The following is a 21467-nucleotide window of genomic DNA, read 5'->3' as shown; positions in this document are numbered from 1 at the left end:
ATCTGGTCATCTATTACAGGATTTTTCCCGGCACGCGGGAAGTTATAGACCGACTTTGCCGCGCACGCGTGTCAGAATTTGCGCAAAATCACCGGCGTTTATCTCGCCAATCACCCGATCAGCGGTAATTTCGCTGCCGTTCGCGGCAAAGAACAGCAGGGCGGGTGGGCCGAACAGCTGGTAGCGGTCGAGCAGCTTACGTTGTTCGGCACTGCTCTCGGTGATGTCGAAACGCAGCAGCTTGAAGCCGGTCAGCTGCGTTTGCACCTGCGACGCATTGAGCACTTCATGCTCGATCACTTTGCAACTGATGCACCAGTCGGCGTACCAGTCCAGCAGCACTGGCTGGCCGGCCGCTTTGGCCTGGGCCAGTGCGGCGTCCAGTGCGCTGGGGGTGGTGATGGTCTGCCAGGCATCTGCCTGTGCCGCCTGGCTGCTGCCGGTGGCCGCCAGTGTTGCAACGGGCAGCGGGCGAAGCGGGTCGCCCTGGCCGCTGAGGGCGCCGTACCAGCAGGCCAGGGCGTATACCAGCAAGGCCAGGCCAAGCAGTTGGGCCAGGCGTTGGCGAGCGGTCTTGACCACGAACTCCAAGGCGCCGAGGAACAGGGCCACGCCAGCGGCGAGGAAACCGACCAGCAGCAATGTCACCGGCCCCGGCAGCACGCGGCTGAGCAAGCCGATGGCCAGGCCCAGCAGCAGTACGCCGATGGCGTTTTTCACCGTGTTCATCCACGGGCCGCTTTTCGGCAGCCATGCTGCGCCACCGGTGGCCACCAGCAACAAGGGTGCACCCATGCCCAGGCCCAGGGCGAACAGCTTGAGTGCGCCGCCCAGGGCATCGCCACTGGCACTGATATACAGCAAGGCGCCAGCCAGGGGGGCTGACACACAAGGCGAAACCAGCAGGCTGGAGAGCACGCCCAGCACTGCCGCGCCCAGCAGCGAGCCACCCCGGGTATGGTTGGCGACGTTGTTCAGGCGGTTGCTCAGTGCCTGGGGCAGCTTCAGCTCGAACAGGCCGAACATGGCCAGGGCGAACAGCACGAAAAACAGCGCGAAGGGCACCAGCACCCAGGCCGACTGCAGGCGCGCCTGCAGGTTCAGGCCGGCGCCGAACAGGCCCATCAGCGCGCCGAGCGCCGCGAAACTGGCCGCCATCGGCAGCACGTAGGCCAGCGACAGCGACAGCCCGCGCAGGCCACCGACCTGGCCGCGCAGCACCACGCCAGACAGGATCGGCAGCATCGGCAGTACGCACGGGGTAAAGGTCAGGCCGACCCCAGCGAGGAAGAACAACAGCAGCGATTTCCAGTTCCAGCCGTGTTCGGCGGTTGCGGGGGCGTTGGCGCCGCCTTCGCCATCGATGCTCAGGCGTGCGGTTTCCGGTGGGTAGCACAGGCCTTTGTCGGCACAGCCCTGGTAGCCCACCAGCAGGGTGAAGGCTCGCGGGTCGGTGCGCGGCAGCTCGATGTCGAGCACGCCGTGGTACACCTCGACATCGCCGAAGAATTCATCGTGCTTGGCCTCGCCCTTGGGGATGTTTGGCGTGCCCAGGGCGATGTCGGCGGGCTCGGTGCGGAACTGGAAGCGGTGGCGGTAGAGGTAGTAGCCCTCGGTGGCGACGAAGCGCAGCTTGACGGTTTGCGCATCGGCCTGGACCAGGCTGAGCTTGAAGGCTTCGTGTACCGGCAGGAAGTCGGCGTTGTTGGCCAGCGAAGCGGCGCCTAGGGTGGCGCTGGGACGGTTGTCGAGCAGGCCCGTGGCGAACGCAGGGCTGGCCAGCAGCAGGAACAGCAGGAATAACAGGCGGCGCATGGCGAACTCGCGAGGTGGAACGTGCCGGGCATGATAGCGGAGTTGGTGCAGGTTGGGGCCATGCAGGCGGTGGGGGCGACACATGGCCGCTGGATCATGTGTCGCCTGTGCCGGCCTTTAGCGATCTCTGTGGGAGCGGGCAAGCCCGCGAAGCAGGCGGCGCGATGGATGGCACCGGCTGCGCCGGTGTTCGCGGGCATGCCCGCTCCCACAGTTATCACGCATGCTTCCTTAAACCCTGAATGCTCGCACCGCCCGGTTCAGCTCACCGCCCAGGCTCAGCAACTGCTCGCCTTGCTCGCGCCCTTCACCTATGCGCTGCAGGTTATCTTCGCCCAGCGCGTGAATCCGCTCGCTGTGGTCACGAATTTCACTCACCGCGCCACTCTGCTGGGCCGTGACATCGGCAATGCGCACCGCTGTGTCGGAAATGGTGCGGATGGCACAGACAATCTCGTCCAGCGCGCCATCCGCCGCCTGGGCCTGGTTGGCCGTGGCCTCGGCGTGCTCAAGCTGCGCACGCATTCCCGCCACCGAACTTTTCGCGGCTTGCTGCAAGCGGTCGATCAGTGCCTGAATTTCGCCGGTAGCCCCCGTGGTGCGTTGCGCCAACGAGCGCACTTCATCGGCCACCACGGCAAAGCCGCGGCCCATTTCACCCGCGCGGGCGGCTTCGATCGCGGCGTTCAGCGCCAGCAGGTTGGTCTGCTCGGCAATCGAGCGGATCACCGTCAACACCCCGCCGATGGTCGCCGACTCGTCGGCCAGTTGCTCGATCATACGGGCGTTGCCTTGCACTTCATCGACCAGCTCGCGCAAGCCCGACAAGCTCTGGCCAATGACCGCCTGGCCCTGTTCCACTGCGCGCCCGGCATCGCGGCTGGCATCGGCAGCGGCGCTGGCATCGCCCGCCACTTGCTGAATGGTCGCTTCCAGCTCGCCCAAGGCATCGCGGATCTGGCCAGTATCGCCGGCCTGGCGCTCGGCGCCGTCGTGCAGGGCGGCGCTCATGCCTGCCAGGGCGTGGCTGCTGCCAGCCACCTGCTCGGCGTTGTGGCGGATGGTGCCTACCAGCTCCACCAGGTACTGACGCAGGCGGTTGAGCGACTCCTGGATGTCGTGCAGTTCGCGGTTGGTCTTGCCCAGGGAGATGGCCTGGGCAAAGTCGCCCTCGGCCCAACGTGACAAGGCTGGGGCAAGGCTGGTGAGGGTGCGGGTCAGGCGCCGCTGCAAGGTGTCGATCAGCAGGGCGATGAGCAGTATCAGGCCGATCATCAGGCCCTGGATGAGGCGCACCTCGGCGGCGATCCTGGCATGCTCGCCGCGTACTTCGGGTTCCAGCGCGGCGATGGCCTGCTGCACCGCCTCCAGGCGCTGATGGGTGCTGGCGGCAAGGGCGACGCGGCGTTCGATCTGTTCGCGGGTGCGTTGCAGTTCGGCCGGGTAGCGGCTCAGCAGGCTTTGCAGTTCACGCTTCAGGCCCACCGCAATGTCTTCCTGCTGGGCGCTGGCCTGGGTTTCCAGGCCCATCATGGCGGCGAAGTCGTCGGCACCGGATTCGGCTGCGCGGGTCACGCCCAGCAACGGCAAACTGTCGATGGCCTGCGCCTGGGTGCGGATCAGTTGCAGTTCACGCTCCACTTCGTCGGCCAGCTCCGGGCGGCCGCTGCTGATCAGTTTGTCCCTTGCCAGCGACAGGCGACCGAGGTGCACGCTGGCATCGAGTAACGGCAGCAGGTAGCGGTTGGCATCGGCGCTGCCGCTGTCGCGGGCATAGTCAGCCAGCTGTTCAAAGTTGGCCCCCATTTCCCGCTCGGCCTGCAGCAGCAGGGCTTGCGGATCGCCAGCCAGTTTACCGGCGGCCAGCAGTTCGTTGGCAGTGAAGGCCTGCAGGTTGTCGAGGCTGGGGCGCAGCTTGCCGGCCAGTTCTGCGGGCCACTCGCTCAGGCTGGCCTGCAATTGCTGGTTGGCCTCCATGGCGGCGGCATGGCGCAGGGCATCGCCGCTGCCCAGGTAAGCCTGGATGTTGCGTGCTGCCTGGTTCTGGAACTGCTGGGACAGGCCCAGGTAGCGCTCCATCATCTGGTAGGGGCGCTCCAGGGCACGCTGCGACCACCACAGGGTGACGCCCAGGGCGAGACACACCGTTACCAGCAACAGGGTGTTGAAATTGGTCAGCCACTTCAGGCGCATAGCCGCGAACTTCCTGCGCAGGGGAGAGGTAGGCGCCTGAAGTTATTGCGATTTTGTGACCGGGTGATGACGACAGGGGCTTGGTGCCAGAAAAAAGTGGCACAGTGCCTCTATCGGTTTGATCTGCACTGGCCTCTTCGCGGGCTCGCCCGCTCCCACGGGTTTACCTCCAGACTTGAGAAGAATGAAATTCCGGTGGGAGCGGGCAAGCCCGCGAAGAGGCCGGCACGGTGAGTGCGAATCTCAGGGCTCTACACGCACTACGCAATTACGCCCGGCATGCTTGGCACGGTACAGCGCCTCGTCCGCCGCACTGGCCATAGTCAATGCATCCAGCACCTCATCCAGCTGCACCACCCCGGCACTGAAAGTGCACTGCAAATCCCGCGGTTGCGCCGGGTAGAGAATTTCTGCAAAGCGCCGGCGAATTTCGTCCAGCACCTTGTGCGCTGCGTCCAGCGCAGTATTGGGCATGACGATGGCGAACTCTTCACCCCCATAACGGCCAATGAAATCAGTCTTGCGCAAGCGTTGCTTGAGGAACAGCGCAAGGCTCTTGATCACCCGGTCGCCCATGGGGTGGCCGTGGCGGTCGTTGATCTTCTTGAAATGGTCGATGTCGAGCATGGCAAAGCTCAACGGCTGCTGTTCGCGGCGGGCGCGGAAGCTGCAGTCTTCCAGCAGTTGCAGGATGTGGGTGTGGTTGTACAGCCCGGTCAGGCTGTCGCGCACCATGCGCGCCTTCAGGTGCCGGGCGCGGGCGGCGCGGTTGCGCACGGTGGTGATCAGGTGGCGTGAGCGAAACGGCTTGGTCAAAAAATCATCACCGCCTTCGCTCATCGCATCCAGCTGCTTGTCCAGGTCGTCTTCGGCAGACAGGTAGATGATCGGCACGCTCACATAGCGGTCGCTGTGGCGGATCACCTTGGCCAGTTCCGGGCCGGTGCAGGCAGGCATGTACAGGTCGAGGATGATCAGGTCGGGCTGGAAGTCGGCAAGCTCGGCCATGGTGCGGATGGGGTCGGTCAGGCTGCGGGTGACCATGCCGGCGCTGGCCAGCACGCGCTCGGTGTGCAGCGCCTGGGTGCGCGAGTCATCGATGATCAGCACGCGCAGCGGGTCGTGCGGGGTGGCGTTGGTCAGCAGTTCGACCTTTTCCAGCAGGCTGGAAGCTTCAAGGCTGCCGGTGAGAAAGTCCTGGCCACCCGCGCGTACGGCGGCAAGGCGGGTCGGGGTGTCGGCTTCGTGGTGGCTGAAGAACAGCAGCGGAACAGGTAGCACCAACCCCTGCTGCACCTGGGCGGCCAGCAGCAAGCCTTGGCCGGCACCGGTGAAGTCGACATCCATGATGATGGCCGAAGGCGGGTATTCGTTGATCGAGGCGAGAAACGCCGCAGCGCTGGGCAGCGCTTGCACCACCAGGCCAAAGAACTCCAGTTGCTGGGCCAGGCGCTGGGCACGCTCATGGTCCTGCAGCAGGATGTACACCGGCTTGCGCAGGGGCAGCAGCAGCGGGTCGAGCGGGTCGTCCTTGCGCAGGCCGCTACGCGTCACCTGTTGGGTGGGGCACTGCGGGCTCGGCTCAACTGCTTGGCTCATGTCCTGGCTACTTATAGGTTGGGATGTGCAGGGGCAATGATGGCTCTATGCTAGCAGCTCTTTGCAAATACGTGACTGCCCTGTATCAACAAAGCGGCCAGAACGAATATTCAGTTGCTGACTGATTGGTCGCTTATGCGTACGGTGGTGTCTGCTTTATAGTGCTGCCATGCGGGCTTGCCGTGGCACCCTGGCGCAGGCCTGTGGTCAAAGCCCTAGAACCGTCGTGACTGATTAAGGACAAAGCCATGCTGGACTGGAAAAACCGCGAGGCCAAAGCCGAGCCCCGTGAGCGTGTCGACGGCCGCGGCGCTGCCGCCCGTAGCTACCTTGGCGGCCTGTGGAGCCGTGCCCTGGGGACCCTGATCGGGTTATACCTGCTGGTGTGCATCGGCCTGGGCTGGTACTGGAGCCAGGAGCCGGAGCTGTTCCCGGTACAGCAGAATGCCCAGTCTGCCGCTGAGCGCGGCGGCCAGCAGATGGTGGTGGGCTACACCACCATCGAGACCCTCAAGACTGTGGCCGGCACCTTGCTGAACAAGCCGGGTGGCTACATTTCCAACGACCGCTTCCCGCCAGGGCTGTGGATGGACAACATGCCGAGCTGGGAATACGGCGTGCTGGTCCAGGTACGCGACCTGTCCCGCGCCTTGCGCAAGGATTTCGCCCGCTCGCAGTCGCAGTCCACCGAAGACGCCGACCTGGCCAAGGCCGAGCCGCGCTTCAACTTCGACAACAAGAGCTGGATCCTGCCATCGAGCGAGTCGGAGTTCGAAGAGGGCATCAAGTCGCTGAGCCGTTACCAGACCCGTCTGGCTGCCGGCGACAAGGGCGCGATTTTCTACACCCGTGCCGACAACCTGAACAACTGGCTGGGTGACGTGGCCACTCGCCTGGGCTCGCTGTCGCAGCGCCTGTCGGCCAGCGTTGGCCGGGTCAAGCTCAACACTACCCTGAAAACCGAGTCGGTCGTTGCCGGGCAGGCGCCGCAGGTGGACGAGGAGCTGGTGGAAACCCCATGGCTGCAGATCGACAACGTGTTCTACGAAGCCCGCGGCCAGGCCTGGGCGTTGTCGCACCTGCTGCGCGCCATCGAGGTGGATTTCGCCGACGTGCTGGCGAAGAAGAATGCCACGGTCAGCGTGCGCCAGATCATCCGTGAACTGGAGGCCTCGCAAGAGCCGCTGTGGAGCCCGATGGTGCTCAACGGCAGTGGCTTCGGCATGTGGGCCAACCATTCGCTGGTCATGGCCAACTACATTTCGCGGGCCAACGCTGCCGTGATCGACCTGCGTCAGTTGCTGTCGCAGGGTTGAGAATGGCCATCAGCCCGAACGAGGCCGCCCACCGGGCGGCCTCCGACCGCGAACTGGTCAGCTGGGTGGACGAGGCCGATCAGGTACTGGGGGCATTGCCCCGCGCAGAGTTGCGCGAGCGTGGCCTGATCGGCCGTTGCACCTTCATTCTGCTGTTCAACAGTGCCGGTGAGTTGTGTGTGCACCGGCGTACCCTGAGCAAGGCGCTGTACCCGGGTTACTGGGATGTGGCGGCGGGTGGCATGGTGACGGCCGGGGAGGGTTACGCTGACTCGGCGGCGCGTGAGCTGGCCGAGGAACTGGGAATTGAAGGGGTTGAGTTACGCTTTCACGAACGGTTCTATTTCGACCAGCCCGACAACCGGCTGTGGTGTGCGGTGTATTCAGCGGTGTCCGATGCGCCGTTGCGCTTGCAGCCGGAAGAGGTGATCGAGGCGCGGTTCATTGGCTTGGAGCAGGCTGAGCAAGAGAGCCTGAGCAAACCGTATTGCCCGGACTCATTGGCGGCGTTGCAGCGCTATAAAGTCAGCCAGGGATAGTTGTTTTCAATGCTGGCCCTTTCGCGGGCACGCCCGCTCCCACATGGATTGTGCAGTGTTCGAGAGCTGCGCTGTACCTGTGGGAGCGGGCGTGCCCGCGAATAGTCGCAAAACATTCGTAAAATGCCGCAATCCTGTACTTAGCAACAGCCGGATTTATCGTTACACTGCGCGCCCTTTTCGGGCTGTCGCAGGATCTTGCGGCAGTAGCGCCGCCCCTGCCAGAGTGGGGCTTCGCGGTCGGCCTCAACCCCAAGGCACGACCAGTTTTTGTCCTCAGCACAGAGGAACAAAAGTGGCCAAGAAAGCTTCTTCCTTTTCCGCCCTTGGCGGTCTCGTTTACTCCACCGACGCTGGTCGGCACTGCCCCGACTGTGGCCAGCCGGTGGATGCCTGCAGCTGCAAGCAGCAAATCATCCCCGAGGGCGACGGCATTGCCCGTGTGCGCCGTGAGAGCAAAGGCCGTGGTGGCAAGACCGTGACTACCGTCACCGGGGTGCCCCTGCCGCCCGACCAGCTCAAAGACCTGGCGACCACGCTCAAGCGCCGCTGCGGTACTGGCGGCGCCCTGAAGGACGGGGTTATCGAGATCCAGGGCGACCATGTCGAGCTGTTGATCGGCGAGCTGACCAAACAGGGTTTCAAGGCGAAAAAGTCCGGCGGCTGAGGCCATCGCACAATTTTTTGCCCAGCGCTTTCTAAACTCGTTCCTGTGGTCAGGGTCTATGCCTGAGCACGGATGAATCGTCATTTACAGCTTTTACACTCGCTCCGCTGCCTGCGGGGCAGTGTCTTCGACTTATCTATAGGGGACTTGAATGTCCGTACGACGCACACGCAAAGACGATGGTAGCCAGTGGACCGTGGCCGACAGCCGCAGTGTTTATGGCATCCGCCATTGGGGCGCTGGTTATTTCGCCATCAATGAAGCCGGGCGCGTCGAAGTGCGCCCCAACGGGCCCGACAGCGCGCCGATCGACCTGTACGAGCAGGTTGACGAATTGCGCCAGAGCGGCCTGTCGCTGCCCTTGCTGGTGCGCTTCCCCGACATTCTGCAGGACCGCGTACGCCAGCTGACCGGTGCGTTCGATGCCAATATCGCGCGCCTGGAGTACCAGAGCCAGTACACCGCGCTGTACCCGATCAAGGTCAACCAGCAAGAAGCGGTGGTGGAAAACATCATCGCCACGCAAAACGTTTCCATCGGCCTTGAAGCCGGCTCCAAGCCCGAGCTGCTGGCTGTGCTGGCGCTGGCGCCGAAGGGCGGTACCATCGTCTGCAACGGCTACAAGGACCGTGAGTTCATTCGCCTGGCGCTGATGGGCCAGAAGCTTGGCCACAACGTGTTCATCGTCATCGAGAAAGAGTCGGAAGTGGCTCTGGTGATCGACGAGGCCGCCGAGCTCAAGGTAAAACCCCAGGTCGGCCTGCGCGTGCGCCTGTCGTCGCTGGCCTCCAGCAAATGGGCCGACACCGGTGGTGAGAAGTCCAAGTTCGGGTTGTCTGCTGCCCAGCTGATCTCGGTGGTGCAGCGCTTCCGCGATGCCGGCCTGGACCAGGGCATCCGCCTGCTGCACTTCCACATGGGCTCGCAGATCGCCAACCTGGCCGACTACCAGCACGGTTTCAAGGAAGCCATCCGTTACTACGGCGAACTGCGTGCGCTGGGCCTGCCGGTCGACCACATCGACGTTGGCGGTGGCCTGGGCGTGGACTACGACGGCACCCACTCGCGCAATGCCAGCTCGATCAACTACGACATGGATGACTACGCCGGCGTGGTGGTTGGCATGCTCAAGGAGTTCTGCGACGCGCAGGGCCTGCCGCACCCGCACATCTTCTCCGAGAGTGGCCGCTCGCTGACCGCGCACCACGCCATGCTGGTGATCCAGGTCACCGACGTCGAGAAGCACAACGACGACGTGCCGACCATCGAGAACAAGGAAGCCCTGCCCGAGACCGTGCAGTGGCTGGCCGACCTGCTTGGCCCGACCGACATCGAGATGGTGACCGAGACTTACTGGCGCGCCACCCACTACATGGGTGACGTGGCCGCGCAGTACGCCGATGGCAAGATCAGCCTGAGCGAGAAGGCCTTGGCCGAGCAGTGCTACTTTGCCGTGTGCCGCCGCCTGCATAACTCGCTGAAAGCCCGCCAGCGCTCGCACCGCCAGGTGCTGGACGAGCTGAACGACAAGCTGGCCGACAAGTACATCTGTAACTTCTCGGTGTTCCAGAGCCTGCCGGACACCTGGGCCATTGGCCAGGTGCTGCCGATCATCCCGTTGCACCGCCTGGACGAAGAGCCGCTGCGCCGCGCCGTACTGCAGGACCTGACCTGCGACTCGGACGGCAAGATCAACCAGTACGTCGACGAGCAGAGCATCGAAACCAGCATGCCGGTGCATGCGCTGAAGGACGGCGAGGACTATCTGCTGGGCGTGTTCCTGGTCGGTGCCTACCAGGAAATCCTGGGTGACATGCACAACCTGTTCGGTGACACCGACTCGGTGAACATCTACCAGAACGCCGACGGCAGCGTGTACCACGCCGGCATCGAGACCCACGACACCATCGAAGACATGCTGCGCTACGTGCACCTGTCGCCGGAGGAGTTGATGACCCACTACCGCGACAAGGTCGCCAGCGCCAAGATCACTGCGCGCGAGCGCACGCAGTACCTGGATGCCTTGCGCCTTGGGCTGACCCGGTCTTCGTACCTGTCGTCGTAATTGCCGGGGCCGCTCCTGCAAAAGCCTGTGCTGCCTTTTGTGGGAGCGGCCTTGTGACGCGATGGGCCGCAAAGCGGCCCTGACATTAGTGAATCCACTCACCCTTCTGCTGCAACCGCCACCCCACCCACCCCAGCGTCACCGCCCGCAACCCCATGAACCCGAGAAACGCCAACCACAACCCATGGTTGCCGAACCCGCTCATGCCCACCGCCACCGGCAGTGCAATCAGCACCGACACCAACATCGCATTGCGCATCTCCCGCGCCCGGGTCGCGCCAATGAACAGGCCGTCCAGCAGATAACTCCACACTGCAATCAACGGCAGCAGCGCCAGGTAGGGCAAATATGGGTAGGCCGCCGTCCGCACACTGTCGATGTCGGTCTGCAAGTCGATGAACAAGTGCCCACCCAGCAGGAACAACCCGGCAAACCCCAGGCTGGTGATCAGCGACCAGCCACAGGCCACCACCAGCGAGCGGCGCAGGGTGTCGCGATCACGGGCGCCAATGGCATGGCCGCACAGTGCTTCCACCGCGTGCGCCAGCCCGTCGAGGGCATAGGCGGTCAACAGCAGGCCGTTGAGCAGCAGGGCGTTGGCCGCTACCGTGGACTCGCCCAGGCGTGCGCCTTGTACGGTAATCAGCAGAAACACCAGTTGTAGCGCCAGGCTACGCAGGAAAATATCGCGGTTCACCGCCAGCAGCGGGCGCCAGGCCTGCCAGCGTTTGAGCGCCGCCCACGCCACTTGCCCCGGGTAGGCCCGCAGGGCCGGGCGGGTCAGGGCCAGGCCCAGCAGGGCTGCACTCCACTCGGCGATCACCGATGCCCGCGCCGAACCCAGTACACCCCAATCCAGCCCCAGAACGAACCACAGGTTCAAGACAATGTTCAGCAGGTTGGTCGTCAGCAGGATGGCCAACGGGGCCCGCGCGTTCTGGGTGCCCAGAAACCAGCCCACCAGCGCGTAACTGGCCAGCGCTGCAGGCAGGCCCAGCAGGCGGGTGTGGAAGAAGTCTTCGGTGGATTGCTGCAAGGCTGCGCTGGGTTGCATCGCATGAAGTGCAAGCTGGCTGAACGGTATGGCCAGCAGGCCGATCAACACCGCGAAACCAACCGCCAGCAGCAGCCCTTGCACCAGCACCTGGCGCAACGCCGCGCCATCGCCACGGCCGGCGGCCTGGGCGGCGAAACCGGTGGAGCCCATGCGCAGGAAGCCCATCAGGCCGACCATGAAGGTGAACAACGTGGCGCCCACGGCCACGGCACCCAATTGATGGGCGTGGGGGAGGTGGCCGATGACCGTGCTGTCGACCAGCGCCACCAGCGGCACGGAGATGTTGGACAGGATCATCGGCGCGGCCAGCGCCCAGACCTTGTGGTGGGTAGGGCGGTGGCGCCAATCGGCAGAGAGTTGGGACATTTGCATTCCATGAGACTTGGGGCCGCTATGCGCCCCCTCGCGGGCTTGCCCGCTCCCACAGGAAAGTGTTGCTCTTGCGGACGGCGCCAAACCTGTGGGAGCGGGCAAGCCCGCGAAGGGGCGCACAGCGGCCCCCTTTGACAAATGCCACAGTGTAACGGCCAGGCAACCATTTAGCGCGACCATGGTCTCACTTGCCGCGCAACGCCCGGGTGCTGCACCTGACGTTGAGCTATAGTTGCTGCCCTCACGTACACGCTGCCTAAGAGTTCCTACTCCATGTTCAACAAAGGATTGTTGCTGGCCTGCGCGCTGGCTTTGCTCAGTGCCTGTGACTCTTCGACGCCGGACAAACCGGCGCCGGTCGAGAAACCCGTAGCTACAGCACCCGTCGAAACCCAGGCGCCCAAGCGCGAAGACCCGGCTGTGCTCGCCAAGCGCTACGAAGGCCGCGAGCTTTCGGTGCTGGATGTTTCGGAAGTGCAGCTCGATGGCGCAGCAACGCTGTCGATCAGCTTCTCAGCACCGCTGGATGCCAAGCAGGACTTCGCCACCAAGGTGCACCTGGTAGACACCGTCAAGGGTAAGCTCGATGGCGCCTGGGAACTCTCCGACAACCAGATGGAGCTGCGCCTGCGCCATCTGGAGCCGCAGCGCAAGCTGGTGCTGACCGTCGACAAGGGCGTGCTCGCGGTCAACGGCAATCAACTGGACAGTGAGTCGGTCACCCAGCTGGAAACGCGCGACATGCAACCGACCATCGGCTTTGCCAGCCGCGGTTCGCTTTTGCCCACGCGCCTGGCCGAAGGCCTGCCGGTGATTGCCCTGAACGTCGACAAGGTCGATGTCGAGTTCTTCCGGGTGAAGCCGGAAATGCTCTCGACCTTCCTGGCCAGCTGGGGGCGCAACAGCAGCCTGTACTACTACCAGTCCAAGGAAACCCTGGACATGGCCGAGCTGGTCTACAGCGGCCGCTTCGACCTCAACCCCGCCCGCAACACCCGCGAAACCGTGCTGCTGCCCATCGCCGGCATCAAGCCGCTGCAGGACCCGGGCGTGTACCTGGCGGTGATGCGTGCTTCGGGCACCTATGACTACTCGCAGCCAGCGACCCTGTTCACCCTCAGCGACATCGGCGTATCGGCGCACCGTTACCGCGACCGCATTGACGTTTTCGCCCAGGCGCTGGAAGGCGGCAAGGCGCTGGACGGCGTCAACCTCGAAATCCATGACGAGAAGGGCAAGCTGCTCGCCCAGGCCAGCACCGATGGCAATGGCCACGCCCAGCTGCCGATCACGCCCAAAGCCGATACCCTGATCGCTACCCAAGGTGTGCACACCACCCTGCTGCGCCTGAACACCGCCGCCCTGGACCTGGCCGAATTCGACATCACCGGGCCCCAGGCCAACCCGTTGCAGTTTTTCATCTTCGGCCCTCGTGACTTGTATCGCCCAGGTGAAACCGTGCTGCTCAACGGCCTGCTGCGCGACCAGGACGGCAAGCCCGTCAAAGCCCAGCCGGTGAGCGTGGAAGTGCGTCGCCCGGATGAACAGGTGAGCCGCAAGTTCGTCTGGGAAGCCGACAGCAATGGCTTGTACCAATACCAGTTGCAACTGGCTAACGAGGCCCCGACTGGCCGCTGGCAACTGCTGCTCGACCTGGGCGGCGGGCGCAAGCAGGTGTATGAATTCTTGGTCGAAGACTTCCTGCCCGAGCGCTTGGCGCTGGAGCTGAAGGGCAGCAGCACGCCGCTGTCGCCTGAGGAGGATGCGCGCATCCAGGTCAATGGCCGTTATCTCTATGGCGCCCCGGCTGCCGGTAATCGCCTGAGTGGCCAAGCCTATGTGCGTCCCCTTCGCGAGGCGGTGCCTGCGCTGCCGGGCTACCAGTTTGGCTCGGTCACCGAAACCGAGCTGAACCAGGACCTGGAGCTGGACGAAGTTACCCTCGACCAGGCTGGCAAGGCGGTGGTCGATATCGAAAGCCGCTGGGCCGAAGCGCGCTCGCCGCTGCAACTGACCGTGCAGGCCAGCCTGCAGGAGTCCGGTGGCCGGCCGATTACCCGGCGCCTGGAGCAACCGATCTGGCCAGCCGAGCGCCTGCCGGGCCTGCGTGGCCTGTTCGATGGCGAGGAAACCGATAGCGACGGGCCGGTGGAATTCGAGTTCTTGGTAGCCGACCGCGATGGTAACAAACTGGCGGCCAACGACCTCAAGGTGCGGTTGATCCGCGAGCGCCGTGACTACTATTGGAACTACTCGCAGAGCGACGGCTGGAGCTACGCCTACAACGAGAAATTCCTGACCCAGAACGAAGAGACAGTCAGCGTCAAGGCGGGCTCCACTGCCAAGCTGAGCTTCCAGGTTGAATGGGGCCCGTACCGCGTCGAGGTGGAAGACCCGCAGACCGGCCTGGTGTCCAGCGAGCGCTTCTGGGCCGGTTACCGCGCCCAGGACAACGCCGAAGGCGGTGCCGTGCGCCCCGACCAGGTCAAGCTGGCGCTGGACAAACCGTCCTACGCCGACGGCGCCACGGCCAAGGTTACCGTCACCCCGCCTGCCGCCGGCAGCGGCTACCTGATGATCGAGTCCAGCGATGGCCCGCTGTGGTGGCAGGAAATCGAAGTGCCCGCCGAGGGCAAGACCTTCGATGTGCAACTGGACAAAGCCTGGGCACGCCACGACCTGTACATTAGCGCGCTGGTAATCCGCCCGGGTGAGCGCAAGGCCAACGCCACGCCCAAGCGTTCGGTAGGCGTGCTGCACCTGCCGCTGGACCGCGCCGAGCGCAAGTTGGCGGTGAGCCTGCAGGCGCCGGAAAAAATGCGCCCGAAACAGCCGCTGACCGTGAAGGTGAAGGCCGCCAATGCTGATGGCAGCGTGCCCAAGCAGGTGCATGTGCTGTTGTCGGCGGTGGATGTGGGCATCCTCAACATTACCGATTTCAAAACCCCCGACCCGTTTGCCAGCCTGTTCGGGCGCAAGGCCTATGGCGCCGACCAACTGGACATCTACGGCCAGTTGATCGAAGCCGGGCAGGGCCGCCTTGCCAGCCTGGCGTTTGGTGGCGATGCGGCGATGGCCAAAGGCGGCAAGCGCCCTAACACCACGGTCACCATCGTTGCCCAGCAGAGCCTGCCGGTGACGCTGGACGACAAGGGTGAGGGCCAGGCCACGGTAGATATCCCCGACTTCAACGGCGAGCTGCGCTTGATGGCCCAGGCATGGACCGAAGAGCACTTCGGCATGGCCGAAGGCAAGACGGTGGTCGCCGCACCGCTGATTGCCGAGCTTTCGGCCCCGCGCTTCCTGGCCGGCGGCGACCGCACCAGCCTGGCATTGGACCTGGCCAACCTGTCGGGCCGCGCCCAGCAACTAAACGTTGAAATCACCACCGAAGGGCAACTGAGCCTTGCCACCAATGCCGTGCAGACCGTCGCCCTGGCCGAGGGGCAGCGTTCGACCCTGATGATTCCTGTGCAGGCCCAGGGTGGTCTGGGGCAGGGCAAGGTGCATGTGCGTGTCACAGGCCTGCAACTGCCGAACGAGCCGACCACCGCGTTCGAACGTGAGTGGACGTTGGGCGTGCGCCCGGCCTACCCGGCAATGCTCAAGCACTACCGTGTGGCCTTGAAGGACCAGCCATGGACCCTGCCCGAAGCAGACCTGGCCGCGTTCGAACCCGCAGGCCTGGAGGCCAGCCTGGCCTTGTCGAGCCGGCCGCCGTTGAACCTGGCCGAGCAGATCCGTGCGCTGGAGGCTTACCCTTACGGTTGCCTGGAGCAAACCACCAGCGGCTTGTATCCGTCGCTGTACGCCGATGCTGACAGCCTCAAGCGCCTGGGCATCAAGGGCGAGCCGGCGGATGTGCGCAAGCGCAAGATTGAAATGGGTATCGAGCACCTGCTGGGCATGCAGCGCTACAACGGCAGCTTTGGCCTGTGGAGTTCGGACAGCGAAGAGGAGTACTGGCTGACCGCCTACGTTACCGACTTCCTCTTGCGTGCCCGTGACCAGGGTTATGGCGTGCCGGCCGAAGCGCTGAAGAAGGCCAGCGAGCGCCTGTTGCGCTACCTGCAGGAGCGCAACCTGATCGAAGTCGACTACAGCGAAAACGCTGACCACACCCGTTTTGCCGTGCAGGCCTACGCGGCGCTGGTGTTGTCGCGCAGCCAGCAGGCGCCGTTGGGCGCGCTGCGTGGCCTGTTCGAGCGCCGCGCCGATGCCCGTTCCGGCCTGCCGTTGGTACAACTGGCGGTGGCGCTGGACAAGATGGGCGACAAACCGCGTGCCGAGCAAGCCTTGCAGGCGGGCCTGGGCATCAGCCGTGGCAAAGGCTGGATGGCCGATTACGGCAGCGCCCTGCGTGACCAGGCGCTGATATTGGCATTGCTGCAGGAGAGCAACCTGGCCAGCAGCCAGGTCGACCAGCGCCTGTTCGCCTTGTCGGATGAATTGGCGGCCAACCGCTGGCTGTCGACCCAGGAGCGCAATGCCCTGTTCCTGGCCGGCCGTGGCCTGCTGGGCAAGCCGGAAGGCAAGTGGCAGGCACGTCTGGACAGTGCGGGCGAGGTCCGCGAGTTCAACAATGCAGAGGCCGGCATGAAGCTGGAAGGCCCGCTGCTGGCCTCGCCACTGAGCGTACAGAACGAAGGCAGCGAGACGCTGTACCAGCAACTGACCTTGTCCGGTTACCCACGCCAGGCACCTGCGGCCGGCGGCAACGGTATGCAGATTCGTCGTGAGTACCTGGGCATGAACGGCCAGCCGCTGGACCTGCACAACCTGCGCAGTGGCGACCTGGTGTTGGTGCACCTGGCGCTCAAGGCCGAAGACCGTGTGCCGGATGCGCTGGTGGTAGACCTGCTACCGGCAGGCCTGGAGCTGGAAAACCAGAACCTGGCGCAAAGTGCCGCCAGCCTGGACAACGCCAGCAGCGCCGTGAAGGAATGGCGCGAGTCGATGCAGAACGCCAGCGTGGTGCACCAGGAGTACCGTGATGACCGTTATGTTGCCGCGCTCAAGCTCGACAGCTATGGCACCACCCACCTGCTGTACCTGGCGCGGGCAGTAACCCCGGGCACCTACCGCGTACCGCCGCCGCAGGTCGAGTCGATGTACCGGCCGAACCTGCAGGCTGTGGGGGATGGGCAAGGTGAAATGACCGTAAAAGCCCGCTAGAGACCTGATCTACACGACCATGTGCGAGCGGCCTTGCGTCGCGAAAGGGCCGCAAAGCGGCCCCGGCAATTCAAGCGGCGAAGCTGAAATCCTGGGGCTGCTGTGCAGCCCTTTCGCGACGCAAGGCCGCTCCCACAAAAACCGCGCAGATCAGCTTGGTCTTCAGTGAATCACCCAGCTCATCACCCACAACCCCAGCACCAGCCAGATGATCCCGAGGATGATCGAGGCGCGCATGAACGCGCGGATTGCCGAGTAAAGCAGCATCAGGCCGATGATCACGGCCAGGATGCTGATCAGCGAGGTGTCCGTGCCCAGGGTGCGCGCCAGGCCGTCGATAAAATTGCCACCGGCATTGGCCAGCAGGTTGAACAGCCCGCTCAAAGCGTCGACGATGAAGCGGATCACAGACCCCAGTGCCTGGCCCAGCCACTCGAAAAAACCTTCTACATGCATAGTTGCTTCCTGATGAACGAATTGGCGAGGTTGCCGTTCCCAAGCCTTTGGCCATTACCTGGCCAGGTCGGTTCCCGATGCCAAGCTTAGCGCGTGTGGCCAGGCTGTTGCGCGCCACGCTGATTGGCCTGCTGGTGCTGTGTGGCCTGCTGTGGCTGGCCGACCGCCTGTGGCCGCTGCCGCTGCCGGGCGACGACTTGGCGCGGGTAGTGCTGGCCGAAGACGGTACACCCTTGTGGCGCTTTGCCGATGCCGAGGGGGTATGGCGCTACCCGGTCAGCCCGGACCAGGTTTCGCCGTTGTACCTGCAGGCCTTGCTGACGTACGAGGACCGCTGGTTCTACCGCCATCCCGGGGTCAACCCGTTAGCCTTGGCACGTGCGGCCTGGCTGAACCTGCGGGGTGGGCGCGTGGTGTCGGGCGGCAGCACGCTGTCGATGCAGGTGGCACGGTTGCTGGACCCGCATGACCGTACCCTGGCCGGCAAGCTGCGCCAGCTGTGGCGTACGGCGCAGTTGGAGTGGCACCTGTCCAAGCGCGACATCCTGCAGATCTACCTGGACCGCGCACCCTTTGGCGGCACCTTGCAGGGCGTGGCCGCCGCCAGCTGGGCGTACCTGGGCAAGTCGCCGATGCACCTGACCCCGGCCGAAGCAGCGCTGCTGGCCGTGCTGCCCCAGGCACCCAGCCGGCTGCGCCCGGATCGCCACCCCGAGCGTGCCCAGCGTGCCCGCGACAAGGTGTTGCAGCGCCTGGCCGAATACCAGGTGTGGCCTGCGCAACAAATCCGCGAGGCAGCCGAAGAGCCGCTGGTGCTGGCGCCACGGCAGGAGCCAGCTTTGGCACCTTTGCTCGCCCGGCGCCTGAACAGCGCCGACAGCCCGCCGCTGATCCGCACCACACTGGATGCAGCGTTGCAGAGGCGCCTTGAAGACTTGCTGCTGGGCTGGCGCGCGCGGCTGCCGGAGCGCACCTCTGCCGCCATCCTGGTGGTCGAGGCGCAGAGCATGGCGGTGCGTGCCTACCTTGGCTCGATCGAGCTGGCCGACGCGCGCCGCTTCGGGCATGTCGACATGGTGCGCTCGCTGCGTTCGCCCGGCTCCACCCTCAAACCGTTCCTTTACGGCATGGCGCTGGACGATGGCCTGATCCATTCCGAATCGTTGTTGCAGGATGTGCCGCGCCGCTATGGCGACTACCGCCCCGGCAACTTCTCCATGGGCTTCAGTGGGCCGGTGTCGGCCAGCTCGGCGCTGGCCCTGTCACTCAACCTGCCGGCAGTGCAGTTGCTGGAGGCCTACGGCCCGAAACGCTTTGCCGCGCAACTGCGCATGGCGGGCATGCCACTGGCATTGCCGCCCTTGGCCGAACCCAACCTGTCGCTGATCCTGGGCGGTGCCGGCAGCCGGCTGGAAGACCTGGTGGGTGGCTACGCGGCGCTGGCGCGGGGTGGCAACAGTGCGCGGGTGCGCTTGCAGCCGCAGGACCCGCTGGTGGAGCGCCGGCTGCTGTCACCAGGGGCGGCGTGGATCATCCGGCGCATCCTCAGTGGCCAGGCGCGCCCCGACCGCGACCCGCATGCCGAACTGGTACAGCGCCCGCAACTGGCCTGGAAGACGGGCACCAGCTATGGCTTTCGCGATGCGTGGTCGATTGGCGTGGGGCCGCGCTACCTGATCGGCGTGTGGATCGGTCGCCCCGACGGCACGCCGGTGCCCGGCCAGTTCGGCCTGGCTTCGGCGGCGCCGTTGATGCTGCAGGTGCACGACCTGCTGAGCAACCGCGACAGCCAGCGTGGCATCAGCGTGCCGGTGGAGCGGGTGCCGGCGAATGTCGGCGTGGCGGCGATCTGTTGGCCGCTCGGCCAGCCGATGAGCAAACAGGACCCCAACTGCCGGCGCCAGCGTTTTGCCTGGACCCTGGACGGCACCACGCCGCCGACGCTGCAAGCCGCCGATCAGCCCCTGGGTCTGGGGTTGCGCGAAAGCGTGTGGGTCAACGACCTGGGGCTGCGAGTGGATGGCAGTTGCCCAAGCACCAAGGCCCGCGACATTGCCTTGTGGCCGGCCCCGCTGGAGCCTTGGCTGCCCCGCGTGGAGCGGCGCGCGGCGCGGCTGCCGGCCATCGACCCGGCCTGCCCACCGCAGGTGCCGGCCAGCGCTCCGCCGTTGTCGATAGTGGGCGTGCGACCGGGTGACAACCTGCGCCGCCCGGCGACCAGCAGCGAGCCGTTGCAGCTGCATGTATCGGCCCTGGGCGGTGGCGGGCGGCGCTGGTGGTTCCTCAATGGCCAGCCGTTGGGCGAAACCCTGGGGCAGGACAGCCTGCTGGTGCGCTTACCGCAGGCCGGGCAGGCCGAGGTCAGTGCGCTGGACGAAAGCGGCGAGACCGCGCGAGTGGCGTTCCAGGTCAGCGAGTAGGCGTTCGACGGCAGCCGGGCCAGCACCTACGCTTGCAAGTGACGGGTGTGACCGGCTGGTGCCCCGCAACCCAAGGGAACATGGAGCGCCCTATGCGTCCTCTGGCCGTGCCCCTGTTGTTGCTGCCTTGGGCGTTTTTGGCCCATGCCGAGTCGTTGCCGGGTTTTCTCGACAGCCATGAGTACGAACGGCGCCTGCCCGACACCAACCTGCCGGTAGACGCCTATCGGCCCGCCAGCCCCAATCTGCGAATGCCCCGGCCAAACGCCGAAAGCCAGGCCTGGGCACCTGCGGATACGCGCATGGTGCTGCACAAGGTGCGTTTCGAAGGCGGTACGGTGTTCCCCTTGAGCGACTTGCGCGAGCACTACCAGCCGTTGATCGGGCACAGCATCACATTAGGCGAGCTGCAGCAGTACACCGAGCGCCTGACCGAGCGCTACCGGCAGGACGGTTACCTGCTTTCCTACGCCTACCTGCCACCTCAGGATGTGGCCGAAGGCCGGGTGAATGTGGTGCTGGTCGAAGGTTACATCCGGGATTACCGCGTGGAGGGCGACATCGGCCCGGCGGGTGGCTATTTGCAGCAGCTGCTGACGCAACTGGAAGCCGAACGCCCGCTGACACGTGAAACCCTGGAGCGCTACCTGGGGCTCGCCGAACGCCTGCCGGGTGTGTCGATTGAGGCTGAGCTGGCGATGGCGCAAACCGCTGACGGTGCCGCCCGCTTGACCGTGCGTGCGCAGCGCAAGCCGTTCAGTGCCGCTGTTACCCTGGCCGATTCCAGTCGCGACGATGCGCAGGCACTGCTGACGGCCACCAGCAATGCCCAGACCCGCTTTGCCGAACAGTTCAAGGCGAGCCTGCTGCTGCCTCCGGGGAATGACCAGGTGCATTACCAGCGGCTGGACTACAGCCAGTACCTGGACGCTGCCGGCAGCCAGTTGCTGCTGTCGGCTTCGCGCTACCGCAGTGATCCGGGCACGCGCATACGCCTGGATGATGGCCGTGACATGACCCGCGAGCGGGACAGTGAACGCTATGCAGTGGGCCTGCGCCAGCCAGTGGTTGTCAGGCCGAACGAATGGATGGCGGTGCAGGGGCACCTGTATGCGGTCAGCGAGCACGTCGAAGACCAACTGGACGGGGAGCCTTCACTACGGGACTACGACACTTCCGTGCGCGCGCTGTCCTTCGAGGGCGACTGGCGCAAAGTGGAAGGTGGCCGCCTGCGTATTGTCAGTGCCGGGGTTTACCAGGGGCTGGATTACCTGGGCGCGCGTAGCGATGCTGACTACGATCTGGATTTCCTGCGGTTGCGGCTTTCCGGACTGCAGAGTGACACGCTGGCTGGCAACTGGCAGGGGGTGGCGTCGGGCGCGTTGTACTGGAGTGATGACCGGCTGCCCGACAGCGAACGGGCGGGCTTTGGTGGGCTGCATTTTGGCCGTGGCTACCCGCGTGATCAGGCGGACGGGGACAAGGGGTGGGGTGTGGCTTACGAACTGAACTACAGCCTGCGAGGTAACGGGCTGGCGCTGGTTCAGCCCTATGCGGCAGTGGATGTGGCGCAGGCCTGGCATAACCGGGGGCCTGTGGACGATGCCCACCTGGCTTCCGCGGCACTTGGCGTACGGTTGGGGGATGGGCGCTACCTCAACGTTGCGCTGGAGGTGGCGAAGCCTTTGGCGGATGTGGCGTTGGATAGCCTGGACCGTGGCCCCCGGCTAATCCTGAGTTTGGGTTTTCAAATGTAGGGGGCTGCAAAGCAGCCCCGGCAATCTCCAGCCAAA

The 21467-nt window shown here is 64.9% G+C and carries 12 protein-coding genes; 7 read left to right on the top strand and 5 right to left on the bottom strand.

What is annotated here, in order from left to right; genetic code table 11:
• Positions 1-42 precede the first annotated feature (42 nt).
• From WF331_RS12700 to WF331_RS12690, 3 genes are all read right to left on the bottom strand, one after another.
• A complete protein-coding gene (locus WF331_RS12700) occupies positions 43-1815 on the bottom strand; it encodes a protein-disulfide reductase DsbD (protein WP_284398763.1) in 1773 nt (590 codons plus the stop codon).
• 231 nt (positions 1816-2046) lie between these two features.
• Positions 2047-3621 carry a methyl-accepting chemotaxis protein gene (locus WF331_RS12695; RefSeq protein WP_431357572.1) on the bottom strand — a complete coding sequence of 525 codons (1575 nt, stop codon included), beginning with the start codon at positions 3619-3621 and terminating at the stop codon, positions 2047-2049.
• Positions 3622-4251: 630 nt separating this feature from the next.
• The gene (locus WF331_RS12690; RefSeq protein ID WP_016497858.1) at positions 4252-5607 is read right to left on the bottom strand and encodes a diguanylate cyclase; all 1356 of its coding nucleotides are present in this window, start codon (positions 5605-5607) and stop codon (positions 4252-4254) included.
• A gap of 248 nt (positions 5608-5855) precedes the next feature.
• Here WF331_RS12690 and WF331_RS12685 point away from each other — a divergent pair, with 248 nt between their 5' ends.
• The 4 genes from WF331_RS12685 to speA all read left to right on the top strand — a co-directional run bounded on the left by WF331_RS12685 (position 5856) and on the right by speA (position 10194).
• A complete protein-coding gene (locus WF331_RS12685; RefSeq protein WP_016497859.1) occupies positions 5856-6923 on the top strand; it encodes a DUF2333 family protein in 1068 nt (355 codons plus the stop codon).
• A gap of 2 nt (positions 6924-6925) precedes the next feature.
• On the top strand, positions 6926-7462 hold the full coding sequence (locus tag WF331_RS12680) for an NUDIX hydrolase (RefSeq protein ID WP_016497860.1): 537 nt from the start codon (positions 6926-6928) through the stop codon (positions 7460-7462).
• Between the two features lie 295 nt (positions 7463-7757).
• Positions 7758-8129 carry a translation initiation factor Sui1 gene (locus tag WF331_RS12675; RefSeq protein ID WP_016497861.1) on the top strand — a complete coding sequence of 124 codons (372 nt, stop codon included), beginning with the start codon at positions 7758-7760 and terminating at the stop codon, positions 8127-8129.
• Between the two features lie 151 nt (positions 8130-8280).
• Entirely contained in the window at positions 8281-10194 is a 1914-nt protein-coding gene (gene speA / locus WF331_RS12670) for an arginine decarboxylase (RefSeq protein WP_016497862.1), read from the top strand.
• Positions 10195-10279: 85 nt separating this feature from the next.
• Here the strand turns inward: speA and WF331_RS12665 are convergent, their stop codons facing one another.
• Positions 10280-11617, bottom strand: a complete 1338-nt coding sequence (locus tag WF331_RS12665; protein ID WP_340622971.1) for an MATE family efflux transporter — start codon at positions 11615-11617, stop codon at positions 10280-10282.
• 279 nt (positions 11618-11896) lie between these two features.
• Between WF331_RS12665 and WF331_RS12660 the strand changes: the two genes are divergently transcribed.
• Positions 11897-16798: an alpha-2-macroglobulin family protein gene (locus WF331_RS12660; RefSeq protein ID WP_340622970.1), complete on the top strand. Its 4902-nt coding sequence runs from the start codon at positions 11897-11899 to the stop codon at positions 16796-16798.
• A 162-nt stretch (positions 16799-16960) separates the two neighbouring features.
• Here the strand turns inward: WF331_RS12660 and WF331_RS12655 are convergent, their stop codons facing one another.
• On the bottom strand, positions 16961-17254 hold the full coding sequence (locus WF331_RS12655) for a hypothetical protein (RefSeq protein WP_016497866.1): 294 nt from the start codon (positions 17252-17254) through the stop codon (positions 16961-16963).
• 77 nt (positions 17255-17331) lie between these two features.
• On the opposite strand from WF331_RS12655, the gene pbpC reads away from it, so the two are divergent.
• Both pbpC and WF331_RS12645 read left to right on the top strand, forming a co-directional pair.
• Positions 17332-19674 (top strand): peptidoglycan glycosyltransferase PbpC, encoded by a 2343-nt coding sequence (gene pbpC / locus WF331_RS12650; protein WP_340622969.1) that lies wholly within the window; start codon positions 17332-17334, stop codon positions 19672-19674.
• 92 nt (positions 19675-19766) lie between these two features.
• The gene (locus WF331_RS12645; protein ID WP_340622968.1) at positions 19767-21431 is read left to right on the top strand and encodes a ShlB/FhaC/HecB family hemolysin secretion/activation protein; all 1665 of its coding nucleotides are present in this window, start codon (positions 19767-19769) and stop codon (positions 21429-21431) included.
• Positions 21432-21467 lie beyond the last annotated feature (36 nt).

It is taken from the genome of Pseudomonas sp. YNh, from assembly GCF_037993085.1.
Lineage (GTDB): Bacteria > Pseudomonadota > Gammaproteobacteria > Pseudomonadales > Pseudomonadaceae > Aquipseudomonas > Aquipseudomonas putida.
This window is presented reverse-complemented; position numbering and strand designations above follow the sequence as displayed.